Source organism: Aetokthonos hydrillicola CCALA 1050, assembly GCF_017591665.1.
In the GTDB taxonomy this organism is placed as follows: domain Bacteria; phylum Cyanobacteriota; class Cyanobacteriia; order Cyanobacteriales; family Nostocaceae; genus Aetokthonos; species Aetokthonos hydrillicola.
In genome coordinates, this window is the sequence record NZ_JAAKGC010000020.1 from 1 (window position 1) to 17,780 (window position 17,780).

At 41.1% G+C, this 17,780-nt stretch carries 13 protein-coding genes and 1 pseudogene; 7 read left to right on the forward strand and 7 right to left on the reverse strand.

Translation table 11 applies throughout. From position 1 onward, the window contains the following. Positions 1–140: 140 nt before the first annotated feature. The 5 genes from G4P69_RS12435 to tumE all read left to right on the forward strand — a co-directional run bounded on the left by G4P69_RS12435 (position 141) and on the right by tumE (position 5,815). The gene (locus G4P69_RS12435) at positions 141–1,700 is read left to right on the forward strand and encodes a beta strand repeat-containing protein (protein WP_208343593.1); all 1,560 of its coding nucleotides are present in this window, start codon (positions 141–143) and stop codon (positions 1,698–1,700) included. 52 nt (positions 1,701–1,752) lie between these two features. Further along, positions 1,753–1,944, forward strand: a complete 192-nt coding sequence (locus tag G4P69_RS12440) for a hypothetical protein (protein ID WP_208343594.1) — start codon at positions 1,753–1,755, stop codon at positions 1,942–1,944. A gap of 192 nt (positions 1,945–2,136) precedes the next feature. Continuing rightward, the gene (locus G4P69_RS12445; protein ID WP_208343595.1) at positions 2,137–4,977 is read left to right on the forward strand and encodes a two-partner secretion domain-containing protein; all 2,841 of its coding nucleotides are present in this window, start codon (positions 2,137–2,139) and stop codon (positions 4,975–4,977) included. Positions 4,978–5,196: 219 nt separating this feature from the next. Continuing rightward, complete coding sequence (tumA, locus tag G4P69_RS12450; RefSeq protein ID WP_208343597.1) at positions 5,197–5,427, forward strand: antitoxin TumA; 231 nt, start codon at positions 5,197–5,199, stop codon at positions 5,425–5,427. Next, positions 5,417–5,815 carry a toxin TumE gene (gene tumE, locus G4P69_RS12455; RefSeq protein WP_208343599.1) on the forward strand — a complete coding sequence of 133 codons (399 nt, stop codon included), beginning with the start codon at positions 5,417–5,419 and terminating at the stop codon, positions 5,813–5,815. The genes tumA and tumE overlap by 11 nt, the downstream gene beginning before the upstream one ends. Positions 5,816–5,995: 180 nt before the next feature. On the opposite strand, the gene G4P69_RS12460 is transcribed toward tumE, so the two are convergent. The 3 genes from G4P69_RS12460 to G4P69_RS12470 all read right to left on the reverse strand — a co-directional run bounded on the left by G4P69_RS12460 (position 5,996) and on the right by G4P69_RS12470 (position 10,427). Then, on the reverse strand, positions 5,996–9,115 hold the full coding sequence (locus G4P69_RS12460; protein ID WP_208343601.1) for a synaptonemal complex protein 1: 3,120 nt from the start codon (positions 9,113–9,115) through the stop codon (positions 5,996–5,998). Positions 9,116–9,274: 159 nt separating this feature from the next. Then, positions 9,275–9,796, reverse strand: a complete 522-nt coding sequence (locus G4P69_RS12465; protein ID WP_208343603.1) for a hypothetical protein — start codon at positions 9,794–9,796, stop codon at positions 9,275–9,277. 193 nt (positions 9,797–9,989) lie between these two features. Next, positions 9,990–10,427: a hypothetical protein gene (locus tag G4P69_RS12470; RefSeq protein WP_208343626.1), complete on the reverse strand. Its 438-nt coding sequence runs from the start codon at positions 10,425–10,427 to the stop codon at positions 9,990–9,992. 484 nt (positions 10,428–10,911) lie between these two features. Here G4P69_RS12470 and G4P69_RS12475 point away from each other — a divergent pair, with 484 nt between their 5' ends. Both G4P69_RS12475 and hpnI read left to right on the forward strand, forming a co-directional pair. Then, entirely contained in the window at positions 10,912–12,045 is a 1,134-nt protein-coding gene (locus tag G4P69_RS12475; protein ID WP_208343605.1) for an acyltransferase family protein, read from the forward strand. A gap of 448 nt (positions 12,046–12,493) precedes the next feature. Continuing rightward, positions 12,494–13,642 carry a bacteriohopanetetrol glucosamine biosynthesis glycosyltransferase HpnI gene (gene hpnI, locus G4P69_RS12480; protein ID WP_243902517.1) on the forward strand — a complete coding sequence of 383 codons (1,149 nt, stop codon included), beginning with the start codon at positions 12,494–12,496 and terminating at the stop codon, positions 13,640–13,642. Between the two features lie 79 nt (positions 13,643–13,721). Here hpnI and G4P69_RS12485 read toward each other — a convergent pair whose 3' ends face one another. The 4 genes and pseudogenes from G4P69_RS12485 to G4P69_RS12500 all read right to left on the reverse strand — a co-directional run bounded on the left by G4P69_RS12485 (position 13,722) and on the right by G4P69_RS12500 (position 17,727). Continuing rightward, positions 13,722–14,195 carry a TspO/MBR family protein gene (locus G4P69_RS12485; protein WP_208343615.1) on the reverse strand — a complete coding sequence of 158 codons (474 nt, stop codon included), beginning with the start codon at positions 14,193–14,195 and terminating at the stop codon, positions 13,722–13,724. A 116-nt stretch (positions 14,196–14,311) separates the two neighbouring features. Then, positions 14,312–14,989, reverse strand: coding sequence for a response regulator (locus G4P69_RS12490; protein WP_208343617.1), 678 nt, complete (start codon positions 14,987–14,989; stop codon positions 14,312–14,314). A gap of 283 nt (positions 14,990–15,272) precedes the next feature. Continuing rightward, complete coding sequence (gene era, locus G4P69_RS12495; RefSeq protein ID WP_208343627.1) at positions 15,273–16,265, reverse strand: GTPase Era; 993 nt, start codon at positions 16,263–16,265, stop codon at positions 15,273–15,275. A gap of 338 nt (positions 16,266–16,603) precedes the next feature. After that, positions 16,604–17,727, reverse strand: a pseudogene (locus G4P69_RS12500) (succinylglutamate desuccinylase). Between the last annotated feature and the right edge of the window lie 53 nt (positions 17,728–17,780).

Here is a 17,780-nt window from a genome sequence, read left to right on the forward strand (position 1 = left end):
CTAGAAAAACTTTCTCAATTTTGGGAAAAACTTGACTGGGAATGGGTTAATGATATTCCATTCTTTAAAGGGTTTAAGGTCAGGAAGTCCGGAATGACAAAAGGACAACACACTGAGTAGCCGTGTGACATGAAAGTGACATGCACGGTTTCGGATGGGAGGGGTGCTACAGTAATGTACACCTCGACCCTAACGGAAACGTATTCATTACAGTTCGCGATCGCGTCGCATTAAATGGCAGAAGTACGGATGGAGATTTTGCTAGTTCAATTGTGACCAAAGTTGAAGAAAATGCTATGGGCAAGGGGAGTAACTTAGAAATCTTCACCAATAGCCTACAGCTAAGCAATGGTGCACAACTGGTTAGCGCAACTTTTGGTATTGGAGATGCTGGCAGTATATCGATTTCAGCACGAGAAAGAGTTTTTGTAAACAGCAGTGGAGCTTTTAGCCGTGTAGAATCTACCGGTCGTGGCAACAGTGGTAATCTACAAATTACGACCGACAACTTGGAAGTGGCTAATCTCTCACAACTTAGTGCCTCTACCCTTGGAGTTGGCAATGCAGGCAATGTCATAATTACAGCAAATCGCGCTTCTATCATTGATAGCGATGTCTTGAGCCGTGTGGGAAGAACTGCTATGGGGAAAGGTGGTAATGTGCAAATTACTGCCAACGTCCTAGAAGTGGTTAACGGTGGCAGTTTTATTGTCAATACTCTCGGCATTGGGGATGCGGGTAATATCATCATCAATGCACGCGATCATGTTTTGTTTAGTGGTATAAGCGCAGATGGAAATTTTCCTAGTGGAGCATTCAGTGAGGTCTTTTTATCAAATGCTCGTGGCAATGGTGGGAATATACAAATTGCCACGAAAACATTAGAGGTGACTAATGGCGCTCAAGTATTTGCGGGAACTTCTAGTGCGGGGAATGCAGGCAATATTGTCATTTCTGCCAACAATATTTTATTGACAAAAAGTCTCCTCAGTGCAGAATCTGCTAGTGTTGATGGTGGTAACATTACTCTGAACGCACGAGATATTCTCTTATTGCGAAATCGCAGCTTAATATCTGCTACTGCTGGTATAGCGCAACAGGGGGGCAATGGTGGCAATATTACCATCAATGCACCCAACGGCTTTGTTGTCTCTTCCCCAAACGAAAACAGCGACATTACCGCTAATGCATTTAGCGGTCGTGGTGGTAATGTTGATATTACAGCACAGGGAGTCTTTGGCATTCAATTTCGCCCCAGCCTCACACCGCAAAGTGATATCACTGCTAGTTCTCAATTTGGTATCAGTGGTGCAGTCGAAATTAACACACGTGATACTGACCCCAGTCGTGGCTTAATCACCCTGTCCACAGTCACCGAAAATCCGCCTAAATTAGTTTCTTCTAGTTGTACCGCCTTTAATGAGACAGCAGGTGGTAACAACTTCACCATTACTGGACGCGGCGGCTTACCCCCCAGTCCTTACGAACCCCTTACCAGCGATGCCATTTGGTCAGACACTCGCCGACCACTAACCACAGTACACCAAAATCAACCCAAGAAACAGGCTGCTAAAATCAAGCACAAACCTATAGAAATTGTTCCTGCTACTGGCTGGGTGTTCAATCGTAAAGGCGAAGTGACACTTATCTCTTCTGTGTCTAACGCTCCTAGTACTCCAACGAGTTGTGCTGCAAGGTGAAGAACTACACCGATTACCCCTTGGGGGAAAATTCTTGATTAAAGTATAGCAAATGGACACAACAGTTTACCTCCCTGACTACTACCGCGTGTTTGAGCGTATTGCTGGTGGATGGCTTATGAAACCAAGTCGGTTTTTTTATCGGCGTACTACATCGTTAAAAACTTCGGACAACGACCTTAAATCGTTGTCCGACATTTCGCCACAGCAAGTTGCCATTGAACTATTTCGTATTAATGGCTGAAAGTCAGGTTATTATTTAGCAGATTTACGTAACAACCACAGACAGACGATTCTGCGATCACCCGATTCCTTGAAATGATGAAGTCTTGTTACGAAAATAGAGTTAGTTACAAACCAGTTGCTCTATGGTTACTTAAATAATGGTTTACTGATAAGTAGTTCTGCGTAACTCATCTTTAACAAAGGAATAACGATGGCTGCTGTTTGGCATCGGTTATTAGGGTTTGCTCTTGGTAGTGCTTGTACATTTTCTGCAAGTTCTGCAACAGCCCAGATTACACCTGATAGGACTCTTCCCAATAATTCCAGTGTCATAATCAATGGCAATGTCTTCAATATTATTGGGGGGACGCAAGCCGGACGCAACTTGTTCCATAGTTTTCAGCAGTTTTCTGTACCAACTGGGGGTATGGCTTCTTTTAACAATGGTTTGGATATACAAAATATTTTTAGCCGGGTAACGGGTGGGTCAATTTCTAATATCGATGGAATAATTAAAGCGAACGGGACAGCGAATCTATTCTTCCTCAACCCAAATGGTATTGTTTTTGGACGTAATGCCAGGTTGAATGTAGGTGGTTCATTTTTGGCAACCACTGCTAATGCGATTCAATTTGGTAATCTAGGAAATTTTCGTGCAAGTGATCCAAATAACCCAGCCTTGCTGACAGTTAATCCAACAGCATTGTTTTATAACCAAATTGCCGCTGGAGCATCCATTCAAAACAGTTCAACAGCACCAGCAGGTGTTGCACCAACAGGAGCTTCTTCATCTGGATTACGTGTCCCAGATGGCAACAGCTTGCTGCTGGTTGGTGGTGACATTAACATGGATGGTGGAAGATTAAGAGCTTATGGTGGACATATTGAATTAGGGGGATTAGCATCTCCAGGAACAGTAGAACTTGCGGTAGATGGTAATAATTTAAGCTTAAGCTTAAAAACGCAAAGTACCAGAGGAGCCGTCTCTCTGACCAATGGAGCTAATATTAATGTCTCGGCAGGTGATGGTGGCAGCATCACTGTTAATGCTAGCGATCTCAATATTACAGGTGGAAGTAGCTTCAATGCTGGTATTGCGCAAGGTTTGGAGTCTGTTGGGGTAAAAGCAGGTGATATTACACTCAATGCTACTGGGGATATAAAGATTGATGGCAAAGGAAGTCGTATTGCCAACAATGTTCAAGAGCGAGCTATGGGCAATGCTGGAAATATTACTCTTTTTTCTAATTCCTTTGGATTAACTGGTGGTGCACAACTTGATGCTAGTACCTATGGACAAGGTAATGCTGGCAATGTCAACATTAAAGCTACAGGTGCTGTAACAATTGCTGGAATTCCAAGCGGGATCTTCACTGATATAAAATCTGGTTCTATAGGGCGTGGCGGAAACATCAATGTACAAACAGGAGAAATTGTTGTTGACAATACTGGGGATAATGGGGGTATATCTTCTATAACCTATGGTAAAGGAGACACTGGAGATATAAATATTAACACTAGAAATCTAATTCTCAAAAATGCACAAATAGGTTCTGACGTATACGGCGAGGGCAATGCGGGGACTTTTAAAGTCAGTGCTTCCAGATCTGTAGAATTAAGCGGAGAAATTCCTGGTGGTGCACAAGGGGCTCCTGGAGGTATATTTGCCCAAGTAGACGTGAACGGGAAAGGTAACGCAGGCAAGATGTATATTGAAACTCCTCGCTTAAGTGTAAGTGATGGTAGTAAAGTGCAAGTTGCTAACTTTGGTGAAGGAGATGCAGGTAGCCTGTTGATCCATGCTGATGAAGTTAATGTTTTTGATACTGAAAGACCACCTTATTATTTCACAGGTATTTTTGCTACTGTTGCTCGTGACCCCCACACAGTTAATCCACCTAAAGGAAATGGTGGAGATTTAACAATTGAAACAAGAACGTTAAGTCTCCGAAATGGTGGACAGGTTGCTGCGTATACTCAAGGAGAAGGTAATGCTGGAAGATTGCTGATCCAAGCTAGTGACTCGGTAGAAGTAACAGGTAGTAACTCACCGCACCTGACTATAATATCTGGTGGAGTTGCTAACAGCGGTATTGGGAACGGTGGCAGTATAACAATTGAAACACCCCAATTAAGTGTTAAAAATGGTGGGGTAATAGAATCTGCTGTCTCACTTCTAACTATTGTGGGAAAGGGGAACGGGGTTACGGTTAATAGTCCAGGCAAAGGTGGTACTATCACTATCAATGCAAGTAACTTACTTCTCAATGACGGTCAAATAAATGCTGCAACTGCTTCCGGTGATGGTGGTAACATTATTTTGAACATATCCGATTACTTACTGCTACGTAATGATAGCCGAATCTCTACGACCGCAGGCACAAGAGGAGCAGGAGGCAATGGTGGTAATATTACAATTAATGCTCCTAACGGCTTCGTTATTGCAACAAGGAGTGAAAATAATGATATCACTGCTAATGCATTCAATGGTTCTGGTGGTGCAGTTAAAATCAACGCCCTTGGTATTTATGACTTTAACCAACGTAGTTTACAAGACTTAGAGAATTCACTAGGAACTAATGACCCAAGTAAATTAGATCCCCAAAAGCTACTAACGAATGATATTACAGCTATTTCTCTGACGAATCCTACTTTGAGTGGTCAAGTCAATATTACTACACCTGATATAGACCCGGCTCGTGGCTTAATCACCCTCCCCACAATCACTGAAAATCCTCCCAAGCTGGTTTCCTCTAGCTGCACTGCCTTTAATGAAACGAATGGTGGTAACAGCTTCACTATCACGGGACGCGGCGGCTTACCCCCCAGTCCTTACGAACCACTCACCAGCTCTGCCATTTGGTCAGACACTCGCCTCCCACTAACCACAGCACACCAAAATCAGCCCAGCAAACACGCTGCTAAAATCAAACCCAAACCCATAGAAATTTTGCCTGCTACTGGCTGGGTGTTCAATGGAAAAGGTGAAGTGACACTTATCTCTTCTGTGTCTAACGCTCCTAGTACTCCAACGAGTTGTGCTGCAAGGTGAAGAACTACACCGATTACCCTCCACATTCTGTGCGATAGCGATTTGCCGCCTACGGCAAATCGCTATTCAGCTCATTCATTAATCAAACTTTTAATCATTATCCTCAGTGCTTTCTTCGTCCCAACAATTTTGTGTCCAAAGGTCGTCAGTACTGTGGACTACCCCGCGAATTTATCATCGCTTATAATTAAAATATCATTATTTTGGAGTTAAAATAAAATGCGCAAACAGACTATTCAATATACATCACCGATAGATGCTTTAGTTGCGATTGCCAAGCGACTCAGTGTGTATGAGAACCAGCAAAAAATGGACTCCGAAGATTTTTTTCACCAATATAATCAGGGACTGTTACCAGATGATGTCCTATTTATAGAATGGGCAAATGATTACCGTCATTACCTTGCCTTACGTCAAGAAATAGAACTCAGATTGAACTATGCTGCCTAACATTCTGTCTGATTACCTTAATCAAGTAGAAAAAGCAATTGTTCAATGTGAAAATGTTTATGTTGAACGTTATGAAGAAGAAATTTTAACTTTACAACGGGCTAATTTAAGAATTAGATTGCGCTTTCATCAAAAATACTTGTTAGAAATAAACGAAGCTATAGTAATCACAGACAATCAGTTAGAATTTCTCGATTATCGTTACCATTTTCAAGACGAACGAAATCGCCTAATTTTTCGTTATGATAGTACACCTCACTTTCCTAATCTCTCTACTTTTCCACATCACAAGCATTTACCAGATAATGTCATCAGTTCTCACAAACCTGAAATTACTCAAGTATTAAAAGAAGTAACAGAGTTATTGAGGTCAGGTCGTCTTGGGTGATGAATATGTAATTTTCGCGCGGGGCAGATCTTCGCACCCAATACAACAAGAACGTCCCCTCGCCTGCAATTGCTCTTAAATTTTTATCAATAAAATTGAGCCTAATTTTGTAAAAAAATCAGGCTCAATCAAGCTTGTCAGTCAAATTATCCTAGAATTTTGGAGAAGTCTACACCTATGTTAACCAAACAAGCTAGGAACAGCTACTGCTAAAGCACCAGCAAAAGCTGAAGCGATTAGGGAAACAACGGCGGTGTTGAATACCCACCAAGCAGCACCAGCAACGGCTTTTTTGGTTTCCATGGCTTGCTTTTTGGCTTCGTCTGTGATAAGTTGCAAGCGTTTTTGTGTTTCCTCTTGAATACGTTCAGCTTGGTGAAGTACGTTATCACGCGCTGCTTCAATTTGGTCGATGATCTTGTTAGCTTGTGCTTCAGAGATATTCTGGCTAGAGCTAAGAATAGAAACTAGGGTGTCACGATCAAATTTGGATAGGCGATCGCGCAATGCTTCAAACCCAAGTTGTGGATCGTCAAACAACTTCCCAAAGTCTTGCTGAATACTTTCGTAGTTCAGTTCGGGGCGATTCAGTGAATTGAGATAGTTACGGATTGAACCGAAGATCTGATCAATCGCTGACTGTAACCTTTGTTGGATCTGCTGAAATTGCTCAACAAGAGAATTGCGTACAGACTCAATTTGATCCACAATACGGTTGGCTTCTTCCTCTGAAATATCTTCACGTTGGGATAGTAAAGCCACAAGTGTAGAACGGTCGAATTTAGAGGCGCGATCGCTTAAACTTCCAATTCCAGCGCTAGGAGAAGACAACAACAATTGCAAATCTCGCTTAATCCCTTCTGGGTTAAGTTCTTCTTTGTTGGTGTGACGTAAGTAGTCTTCCAGATTAGCTTGAAAATCTGAAACTTTCTCAGCAGCGCGTTTTGCCAAACGTTGCGGTGTTTTAACGATCCTACTAATACCTTCTTGCACAGAGTCTATAGAGCGATTTATTTGCTCTTCGCTCAAATCTCCACGCTGACTCAGCAGTTTTACTAAGGTTTCTCGATCTACTTGGGAAAGGCGATCGCGCAAAGCATTAGCACCTTCTTGAGGATTATCCAACAATTTCGTCAAATCTTGTTGAATACCTTCTGGATTGAGTTCCTCTAAGTTAGTATTGCGGAGATATTCAGCAATAGCACTTGTTGTCTGTTCATACTGCTGTTTTGCCTTGTCTGCAACTTTCTGCGGCGCTTGCAAGACATTATCCTTAACAGAGATAAGCTGATCAATGATTTGATTAACTTGCTCCTCGCTCAAATCTTCTCGTTGACTCAATAGCTGTACTAAAGTATCTCGGTCAAATTGGGATAAGCGACTGCGAAGGAGACTTGCTCCTGCTTGTGGATCTTCCAACAAAACTCTAAAATCTCGCTTAATACCTTCAGGATTGAGTTCTTCCTTGTTGGTATTACGCAGATATTCTTCTACTTTTTGCCGCACTTCATTAGCTTTGGCGGTTCCTTGTTCTTGCAGTTCTTTTGCCCGATTTAAGACATTATCACGAGTACTTTCGAGTTTACTAACAATATTATTAGCTTCCTCTTCATTAATGTCTTCGCGTTGCTGTAGTAGTTGCACTAAGGTATCGCGGTCAAATTGCTGTAGGCGATCGCTTAACTGTTCAACCCCATCCTGTGGATCTTCTAGAAGCTTGGTGAAGTCGCGTTCGATACCTTCTGGGTTCAGTTCTTCTTTTCCTGTAGAACGCAAGTAATTTTCGATGCGACTACGCAAACCTTGAGATTCTTCTTTCCCGTCCCCTTGCTGGACAGTTTCTAAAACTTCAGAACGAACACTTTCTATCTGTTCCGCAATTTCTTTTATTCTGGCTTCGCTCAGATCATTCCTTTTTGTGAGCAAGTTGGTGATATACTCAGAGTTGAGTTCTTCCAATTGCTGTCTTACAGTTCCAGGGTTTGCATTTGGGTCATAGATGAGATCTTTGAATTCATCTTTGATCGTAATGCGGTTAAAATGCCAAGGGAAAGAACTAGCTATGTAGTCTTCGACATCCGCTTTTATTGGATTATTGGGTACGGATGGCAATTTTTCCGATATTTGTGCGGCTGCTTGATCTTTAAGCTGTCTGAGCTGGGAGGTAATTTTTTCGACGTCCAAATCTTGGACTTTTTCTTTCAGCTTTGGTAGTTGATCTGTAATTTTTTCTACATCAACTTTAGAAAAATCTACCCTATCTAGAACCGCTGGTAAAACAGCACTTATGCCATATCCAATGGCTTTCGGTATGACACCATTACTTGGCTTACCGTTACCGTTACTTCCTCCTCCAACTGTTACTAATTCTTGAAGTCGTTCACCTAACTCTTCTGAATTCAATTCTTCGGGTGAAGCTGCGGAGAGGAAATTTATCACTTGTTCTGTCGGATTTTGACGATTGACGACTTGTTTCCAAGCAGCTTCAAGTTGGTCAGCAATGCTATTGATATCTTCTTTAGAGAAGTTTGTGCGATCGCCAATTAAATCGACAAATGTCTGACGGTTGATGTTTTTGAGTAAATCGCCATCGCCGATGGATTGCAAATCTACATTACTCAAAAGCTTATCAAATTGGGTGCGAATTTCTTGCAGATTTAGGTTTGGTAGTTGCAGTGAAGACAAAGAACTTTGTAATGTATTTTTGATACTGTCAGTATCAAAACCTGAAGTTAGTTCTTGACGGACTGCCTTGGTAATTTCTTCGGCAGTAGAAACTAATTGGGTTTTTGCAGCATTAGCACCCATAGCAGCAGTTGCTGTACCCATTAATCCCTGTAAGCCAAGATTAGCAGTGCTGACGACAGAACCAATTAAAGAACCTACGGCTGACGAACCAAACCACACTAAGAGGGAGAAGTAGATAGACCAGATAACTACAGCAATAATTGCTCCCAAAAAAGTACTTTCGACTAAGCTAAGTTTCACTGCTAGAAAGCAAGCGCTGAATAGTGCAATAGTTGCCGTAACAACTGCCCAAAAGCCGATAGTGTTTTCAACTTTGCCAATTGTACTACCCAAGTTGTCTGACGAATCATCACCTGAGTTATTCCCTAAAGAAGAAATTCCTATTGCTACAAAGAAGTTTGTCAATAGTAATTGGAAGGCGAATGCCATTACCACACCAGTAAGCAATGCCAAGAAAAATTTAGGGCCAGACAATATTAGTGAGGCTTCTTCTGGAGTAATAACTGCTTGCGCTACGAGCTTGGGTGCTAACGCAAATTCACTTAATAACATTTTTCTTTTCCTCCTTTGAGCTAGTAGCTCAACCTATATGTAGCGTGTGCTATAGCTAATACCAATTCTTTGAGAAAAAAGTTCGACCTTAAAGACGCGATTGAGCGCGTCTTAATAAGGTTTCGGAAAATGGTCTAAGCTATACTGTGCTGTAATTGATTATTTGTGACCACCCAACCATTTAGACGCGATCGCTCCCAATGCTGCGCCTATCATGGGGTTACCCAGAAACTTGAGAATAGCTGGTTGCTCTGCCATTACTTCTTGGAAGATGTCGGGGTGGTTGTGATAAGTAAAAGATGCAAGTTTGGTAAGATCATCAGCATTGATGCGATTGGGGTGGTGGGTAGAAAGACCTAACTGTTGCTCTAGATGACGATCATCCAAACCTCTTTGCTTTAAGTGCTTGAAGAAAGAACGGGCAACATCATCGCGTTCGTTTGGCTTAATTTGTGCGATCGCCTTTTGAAGTTCTGGCTCCAGTTGGCTAGGTGGAATGCTGTCGTGATTTAAAGACTGACGAAATAGTTGACGACGTTCTTCGTGTGACGAGCGTTGAGCAAAATCGTCAAAGTTTTGGTAATCTTTTGTAGGATCAGAAGACGCATCATTAAGAGATTCGGTATTACCGTGGCTCAAATCCTTCATGATTTGACGCTTATATTCATTGCTGCTAGTCATTACTGTTTTCTCCTTGTTTTAAATCAAAGGTCGTCGTTTTTTTGAAAAACTTAGCTAGATTATTTTCAAAGAATTCAGAAGCCGGAAGTCAGAATTCAGCATTCATGCTGCGAAACTTATGGATTGATAAGTGGGTTTAAGCCCAAGGGCTAAATTGATTCTGACTCCTGTATCCTGATTCCTGTATTCTTCTTCATTGGTACTTAACTTGGTTTGACTGAGTGTCATACTGAGCTGTCACAATCAGCTGTTTATCAGGACCATATATCAAAACAGTTAAGTCTTGGTTTGGAAAATTGTGATGGAACCCTTGAACTAAAGATCGTGCTAGGGGTTGGACTTCGTTGGGGCGGACTTGGGGTGTAATCACAACACCTAGCTTATTGTTGTCACGGACATAAGCGTCATTTATTAACCCTTGAGCTGTTTGTACCACCCAATTACCAAAATCCTGTCCGACTTGTGTGTTACCACGTTCCAGTAGAGCATATTCTCCTCTACTACTAACTCCTGGTACATAAGTATTTGGTTGTTTAGCTTGAACTGCTCCACTACAAGCAGTAGTTATAGTTAAAACTAGAATTAAAACAAAAGTTGTTAAAATTTTGCGAAACTGATGAATCATTTCTATATCCTCAAAAGTTTTACCTTTATCTAAGGTAAATAAGAACTTTGTCTAAGTCGTCTTCCCAAAGAAATAACCGAATTGTTATTAAATACCCAAAACAAAACTTAATATCTTTTTGGATTGAAAATAGAATCTAAGGCAAAAGATATTTTACAACAAGGGTTTTTATGCTTTTTAATCAAGCACATTTATCATTTATAAGACTAGAATCTATCACGAGATAGACAGCAAGAAGCAACAGGGAATAGAGAAAACCGAATAATTTAAATTAGAGGATTTGTACTTGGATGTATTTTTTATAAAGTAGTCAGGATTCAGAATTCAGGAGTCAGAATGATTATTGGTTTAAAACCTCTTCCCTTGTCGACGAGAGAGGGACTAAAACTTTTTGACGTAGAATATTTCTTTTATTACCATTGAGAGATAAGATTTATTCCAAATGAGAGATAAAAAGTCAATCAAAAAGTAAGAGTATTATTGTCCGCCTATGAGCCGCCTCAGTTCACTTGATGTTTTCCGTGGTATTGCGATCGCTGGTATGATCCTTGCCAACATGGCAAGCATTGCTGAACCTAATGTTTATCCTCCACTACTCCACGCCGATTGGCACGGTTGCACACCAACCGACTTAGTATTTCCCTTTTTTCTCTTTATTGTTGGTGTAGCAATGACTTTCTCCCTGTCCAAGTACACCGACAGCAATAAACCCAGGTTCTCCGTGTATCAGCGTATTATCCGACGCGCTGTAATTTTATTTGCTCTGGGGTTGCTACTTAACGGTTTTTGGAATAAAGGTGTTTGGACTTTTGATTTGAGTAGCATCCGCATCATGGGAGTTTTACAGCGTATCAGCCTTAGTTATTTACTTGCTTCTGTTGTAGTTCTTAACGTTCCGCGTAAGGGACGGTGGATAATGGCTGGAGTATTACTCATTGGTTACTGGTTGGCGATGATGTATGTCCCAGTTCCTGGATACGGTGCTGGTGTATTAACCAGAGAAGGAAATTTTGGTGCTTATATAGATCGGTTGATTATTCCTAAAGCACATTTGTATAAAGGTGATGGTTTCAACAATTTAGGAGATCCAGAAGGACTTTTCAGCACTATTCCTGCCGTGGTAAGTGTCCTTGCTGGCTACTTTAGTGGGGAATGGATACGTAATCAAGGAGTAAAATCGCGTACAAGTTTAGGGTTAGCGTTATTCGGTATTGGTTGTGTGCTAAGTGGTTGGTTTTGGGATCTAGCCTTTCCTCTCAGTAAGAAAATGTGGACAAGTTCGTTTGTTGTATTTACTACAGGTTGGGCATTGTTGTTACTTGCTGCTTGTTACGAACTTATTGAAGTGCGGGCACTAAGGCGATGGGGGAAACCTTTTAAAGTGATGGGGTTAAATGCTATTTTCGTTTTCGTTGCTTCTGTGCTGCTTATAAAAATCGTAGTAAAAACAAATGTTGGCGCTGGGGAAAAGGCTCCTAGCGTTTATGATTGGATTTACCAGAACCTTTTTGCCTCTTGGGCAGGTGCGTTTAACGGTTCACTATTGTTGGCGATCGCCACGTTGCTATTTTGGTTAGCGGTTGCTTATGTAATGTATTGGCAACGTTGGTTTATCAAAGTTTAAACAAAATAATTTTCTCATGTAGCGAGTAGGACGCTTTTTCAGGAGATTTGCGTAAGTAAGCTAGCCCCGTAGAGACTTGCTTGACGCACTAGTGTCACCACAATCAAAGAAGTTTGTGCAAAGAGAAAAGAGATTCGTAATGCGTGATTAACCGCTACGTGGTAAGATTTGGAGTCACGTTGTCCTTGACGGCTGGGGTTATTCACCTACATCCATCAATTAGTTATGAGATTTTCAAGTTTCTAACTTGACATTCTCATCTAGAGGTATTAATTTACTCTAGAACGAGTGGCACACTGGATCTACCTTACTCCATAGTCAGTACTTTATCGCAGGCTATAGATAAATTGTTTCGTTGCTTCAATATAGTAATACTTTGCTCCGAGTCACGAAATTTCACATAATGGACAGTTCAAGATTGGTTTCTTTAAGCGGTTTTAGCTTGACTATGATTAATTTTCTATTGTTGAGCCTCTGCTTATCAGCTTGCTGGTTTTACTGCTATGCAATCTATGCAGCAATCACTTTTTTTCGTCGTTCCCATCACATTGCTCAAGAGATACAGCCGGGGGTAAGCATCTTGAAACCAATATGTGGACTCGACGGTGAAGCTTATGAAAATCTTGCCTCTTTTTGTCAGCAAGACTATCCAGAATACCAGATTATATTTGCCGTGCGCGACACACAAGACCTTGGTATAGAAGTCGTGCGGAAAATTATCCATGACTTCCCTTCTTTAGATATTCAGCTGGTAATAAGTTCTGACACAATCGGTACCAACCTGAAAGTGAGCAATTTGTCAAATGCAAGAGATCTTGCTAAGCACGAAATTCTAGTGATTGCTGATAGTGACATCCGAGTTGGGAGAGATTATCTACGGCGAATCATTCAACCACTACAAGACTCAAGTGTTGGTGTTGTTACTTGTCCGTATCGTTCTCGAGCACGAGGGTATGCGGCAACTTTGGAAGCTCTCGGAAGTGCCACCGAATTCCATGCAGGAGTTCTAGTCGGCAGACATCTTGAGGGGATAAAGTTTGCCCTTGGTTCAACCATTGTGATCCGTAAACAGGTGCTGGAGGTAATTGGAGGATTTAAAGCGATTGCTAATTATCTTGAAGATGACTTCCAACTGGGCTACCTATCAACTTTATGCGGCTATAAAGTCGTACTTTCAGACTATGTGGTTGAGCATGTCCTCACAACCAGCACATTATCGGATTCCATCCAACGCCAAATTCGCTGGGCACGTGGTTCGCGAGTTTCTCGTCCTTTGGGCTATATAGGACTGATCTTTACTCACGGAACTGTCGCCAGTTTGTTATTTGTGATTGCAACAGGAGGCTCTTGGTTAGGCTGGGTTGGGTTGGCGTTTACTTGGAGTACAAGGTTGCTAATGGCATGGGTTATTGGAGTTTGGAGCCTTCAAGATCCAGCAACAAAAAAGTTTCTATGGCTTATCCCTGTGCGTGACTTAATGAGCTTTGCCCTGTGGTGCTATAGTTTTATGGGTAATTCCATTAAATGGCGTGGTCAAAAACTGAAGTTGACAAAAAACGGTCAGCTAGTGCTACTAAAAACTAACTCTCAGTGTTAAGTCAATTGCTATTGTAGAGTGACAGCGCGTATCCTCAAGCATTTGACTCAATTGGTGATTGCTTAAACTGTCTTGGTGTTCAAGCATCTTGAGGATTAAGACGCTCCATTGCCCAAGTAGTGTAAGTGCCAATTGGACTCCAAAGCAAGTAAGGGATGAGTAACAATACAGCTGTACTGGAAATTCGTAAAACTGCGATCGCTAATATCAGACATACAAAGAAACCAGTACCACCAATAATTGTACCCACTCTCAAGCTACGAAGTCGGAACATGACAGGAGTATAAGCAATAGTCACAATTTCTAGCAAAAGGTACAAGCCCATGAGAGCCCAAGTTGTTGTAGTTCCTGGATTCTTTTCCCAGACATTATAAGCTGACCAAGCGCCGCAAATAAAGATTACAGTCCAGATAATAGGAATTGCAGCTTCAATAGTCAACCAACTAGGTCTTTGTAACCGCTTGAACCATTTGCGATCATCTGGAGTTATTATATTTGCACCTAATGCAACTAATATAGCTAGACCCCCAATCACCATCCAAGATTTAATCATAATTTCCTCTGCCATATCACGCTTTATAGTGCGATTGTCTCAATATAAAGCGAAGTCTCTCATCAATCCTTGGTGTGATCGCTGGGGGTTAGGATTTTTAACAAAAAATAACTGAATCACACCAAACCAGAACGTAATGCTACCACGGCTGCTTGGACGCGATCGTCAACGGATAGTTTATTCATAATCCCTCGAACATGAGTTTTTATAGTGTTGGGGCTGAGATAGAGTTTCTGTGCAATCTCTGGGTTACTGAACCCTTCTACCATCAGCTTCAACACCTCTAACTCGCGACTAGATAAGTTTGCTGCGTTTTCATTTTTGGTGGGAGATGGTGGTTTAAGATTGTCGATAACTCGTCTAGCTATTTGAGGGTCAAGGTAAGTTGCACCTTCAACTGCTGCTGAAATAGCATTTAATAACCTCTCGATACTCGCACCTTTAATACAAAACGCATCTGCACCGCTTGACAGCGCCGCAAAAATTTCTGTATCTGTTTTATGAGACGTTAGCATCACCACGTGAGTATCTGGGAGTGCTGTTTTAATTTGCTGTGTTGCAGCGATCCCATCTAATCGCGGTAATCCAATATCCATTACCACTATATCTGGTTTGAGTTTCAGTGCTGCTTGAACACCCAAATAACCGTCTTCAGCTTGTCCCACAATTTCTAACTGAGGGTGAGCCATCAACGATTGTTCTAGTCCTAATTGCATCATCGGGTCATCTTCTACAATTAAAACCCGTAGACGAGAGATATTAGCCGGTAAATTTAACAATGTATCTGGAGACATTATAAGGAAGAGGGGTAAGGGGCAATGCGCATGGGGCACGGGGCATGGGGCAATGCGCATGGGGCACGGGGCATGGGGCAATGCGCATGGGGCATATGGAATTAGGAGAGAAAGAGGTTCATGGGTTGCGGTGTTAGCAGTTTATGATCGCTACTTATACCATTTCACACTAATTGAGAGACACATATTTTCCCCAATGCCCAATGCCCAATGCCCAATGCCCAATGCCCCATGCCCAATGCCCAATGCCCAATGCCCAATGCCCCATGCCCCATGCCCCCTTTTATTCTTCCACCCGATAACCTAACTCTGCTAAATGCACTCTAGATTGACGCCATTTGGGTTGGACTTTGACGAACAATTCTAGGTATACTTTGCCTGCGATTAATTTTTGGATTTGTTCGCGAGCTGAGCTACCAATTGCTTTTAGCATTGCTCCGGCTTTACCAATCAAAATCCCTTTTTGGGAATCGCGTTCTACATGAATCGTGGCGAGTACACGGGTAATGGTGGGTGTTTCTTCCACTTGATCAATGGCGATCGCTACTGAATGGGGAACTTCCTCACGAGTTAACAGCAAAATCTGTTCTCGAATTAACTCCCCCATGATAAAGCGTTCTGGCTGGTCAGTTACTAAGTCCGGTGGATAGTATAACGGTCCTGTATCAAGTTGATCAATCAATAACTCTTGCAATTGTTCCAATCCTGCATTAGTTTTTGCAGAAAATTTCACTGTTTGCCATTTATGCAGTTCCGCCAAATGCATATAGCTATTATCTACCACCTCACTGTCTGATGGCTGTTGGTCGATTTTGTTCAAACCCAAGATGACTTTTGTTGGGTTTGCTTCGGGGTTGTCTGTAACATCTCTAGTTAACAAATCCGCAATATAGCGATCGCCTGTACCACACGGGGTAGTTCCATCGACGACAAACAGCACCACATCCACTGATTCAATAGCTATTTTTGCATTTTGCACAAGCACTTCCCCCAATTGATGATGAGGTTTATGAATACCTGGGGTATCCACGAAAATTAGCTGTGCTTCTGGCGTAGTTAAAATTCCTCGTAATCTATTACGTGTAGTTTGCGCTACTGGCGATGTGATTGCTATTTTTTGTCCTACTAATTGATTCATTAAGGTAGATTTACCGACGTTAGGACGACCTATAATTCCTATAAAACCTGACTTAAATCCCGGAGGAGCCTGTGGAATTATTAGATCTTCTGAAATGGAAAAATTGTTATTTTGATTACCAGTCACTTGTGGCTCCATCGTCCTATTTGGCATTTGGTATTAGTTCGTTTTTTGTCGAAAACAAAACAAACATAAAATCACCCTGGTTTTTCCAAAAATTGCCTTTGTTTTAGTTTAAGCTACTCCTTCACATATGTCTCTCATAGCAAATATCGAAATTTTATACACTATAAAAACCAGTCTACTTGTATTTTGTAACACACTAGATTATGTTTCAATTGAACTAAGTATGAGCAACAACATTTCTTTCATAACCTGATATTATGACGCTAGTACAGGGGCCTAGTAAGTCAAGTTACCATCTAAAAGCTTGCGGTATAAAATTTACTTCTACTCTTTATTTTTCTCTTGTTGTACTAGATAATTCCTAAGACAAACTCACCTTCATTCACTGCTTGATTACTTGAGATATCGTAAACTAATCCGTTGTCTTGTGCAAGAACATCTAGTATAGTAAGTAGCTTACCCTCCTTATTAAAAATCAGAATTTGATAGAGTCTTTCTCCAGCTTTCACTGAACTTCCCAATTCAACTCTTGATTGAATCATGCCACCAGATGGAGCATAGTATTTTGTAATTTTACTTCTAGTACTAAAAGTTATTTCTTGGGATGCAGGTTTGTCAATAGGTAAGCCAGATATATACAGAATTTCTTTGTACGCCAAATAATTTTTTATCCCTTGAACACCTTTGGCAACTGAATCTGAATTGATTTGCATTCCTGCACCAAGTTCTAGTGTCCAAGCTTCCACATCAAATCTGATTTCTCTACCAAGCTCTTTAAAACAATTTTCTAACGCTAACCAAGGTTTAATAAACGCTTCATCAAACGCATCCCCATCATAGACATCAAGTAAAATCCCGTGAGAAGGAAGTATTTAGCGCTATCTTCCCGGTTTCGGAAGTAAAAAAGGTAGTTGATAGCTTGATTTGTAGAAGTGTGTAAATCAATCAAGTAGTCTGCATCTAAACTTAAGGATTGCAATTGATAACGAAATTTCTGAGTAAAGGGCACACTACTTGGAGAATTTATCTTATCTAAAATTTTGTTAAATTTTTCTTTAATTTCGTTAAGATAATTTTCTCGTACTATATCTAAGTTTAAATTAATTTGAGATTCTGCAAAAGCCAATAAATCATTAGTCTCTTTTTCATAGTCCCAAAAGATGCGGTTCCAATCTTTGGCTTCATAAACACAGTATCTCCCCGAGGAAAAAATGTGAGAACGTTGATTAGTTCCCATTGGGTTACAAACAGGAACCAGCCAAATTTCTCCTATTAGATTTACAGAATCGACTGTTAGAAGAAAGTCGATAAGTTGATGAATAACTGCATTGCCTGCAATTTCTGCTCCATGTAGATTTGATTGAATATAAACTTTTTTACCAGGGGAAGCACCAATAAATTTGTAAACTTGGAGAGAAAGGTGATCGCCTGAAGCCATTTGACGAAGCGGAATAGTAGTGATAACAGGAATCATGACAAAAGTTAAGTTTTAGGAATTGAACAATTATGGGATTTTTTTATCGAGAT

What these genes read in the sequence shown, in the direction of transcription:
- G4P69_RS12460 (WP_208343601.1), bottom strand. Translation starts at nt 9,115, where the DNA reads ATGTTATTAAGTGAATTTGCGTTAGCACCCAAGCTCGTAGCGCAAGCA.
- hpnI (WP_243902517.1), top strand. Translation starts at nt 12,494, where the DNA reads ATGATTAATTTTCTATTGTTGAGCCTCTGCTTATCAGCTTGCTGGTTT.
- tumE (WP_208343599.1), top strand. Translation starts at nt 5,417, where the DNA reads ATGCTGCCTAACATTCTGTCTGATTACCTTAATCAAGTAGAAAAAGCA.
- tumA (WP_208343597.1), top strand. Translation starts at nt 5,197, where the DNA reads ATGCGCAAACAGACTATTCAATATACATCACCGATAGATGCTTTAGTT.
- G4P69_RS12445 (WP_208343595.1), top strand. Translation starts at nt 2,137, where the DNA reads ATGGCTGCTGTTTGGCATCGGTTATTAGGGTTTGCTCTTGGTAGTGCT.
- era (WP_208343627.1), bottom strand. Translation starts at nt 16,265, where the DNA reads ATGGAGCCACAAGTGACTGGTAATCAAAATAACAATTTTTCCATTTCA.
- G4P69_RS12435 (WP_208343593.1), top strand. Translation starts at nt 141, where the DNA reads ATGCACGGTTTCGGATGGGAGGGGTGCTACAGTAATGTACACCTCGAC.
- G4P69_RS12475 (WP_208343605.1), top strand. Translation starts at nt 10,912, where the DNA reads ATGAGCCGCCTCAGTTCACTTGATGTTTTCCGTGGTATTGCGATCGCT.
- G4P69_RS12440 (WP_208343594.1), top strand. Translation starts at nt 1,753, where the DNA reads ATGGACACAACAGTTTACCTCCCTGACTACTACCGCGTGTTTGAGCGT.
- G4P69_RS12465 (WP_208343603.1), bottom strand. Translation starts at nt 9,796, where the DNA reads ATGACTAGCAGCAATGAATATAAGCGTCAAATCATGAAGGATTTGAGC.
- G4P69_RS12490 (WP_208343617.1), bottom strand. Translation starts at nt 14,989, where the DNA reads ATGTCTCCAGATACATTGTTAAATTTACCGGCTAATATCTCTCGTCTA.
- G4P69_RS12485 (WP_208343615.1), bottom strand. Translation starts at nt 14,195, where the DNA reads ATGATTAAATCTTGGATGGTGATTGGGGGTCTAGCTATATTAGTTGCA.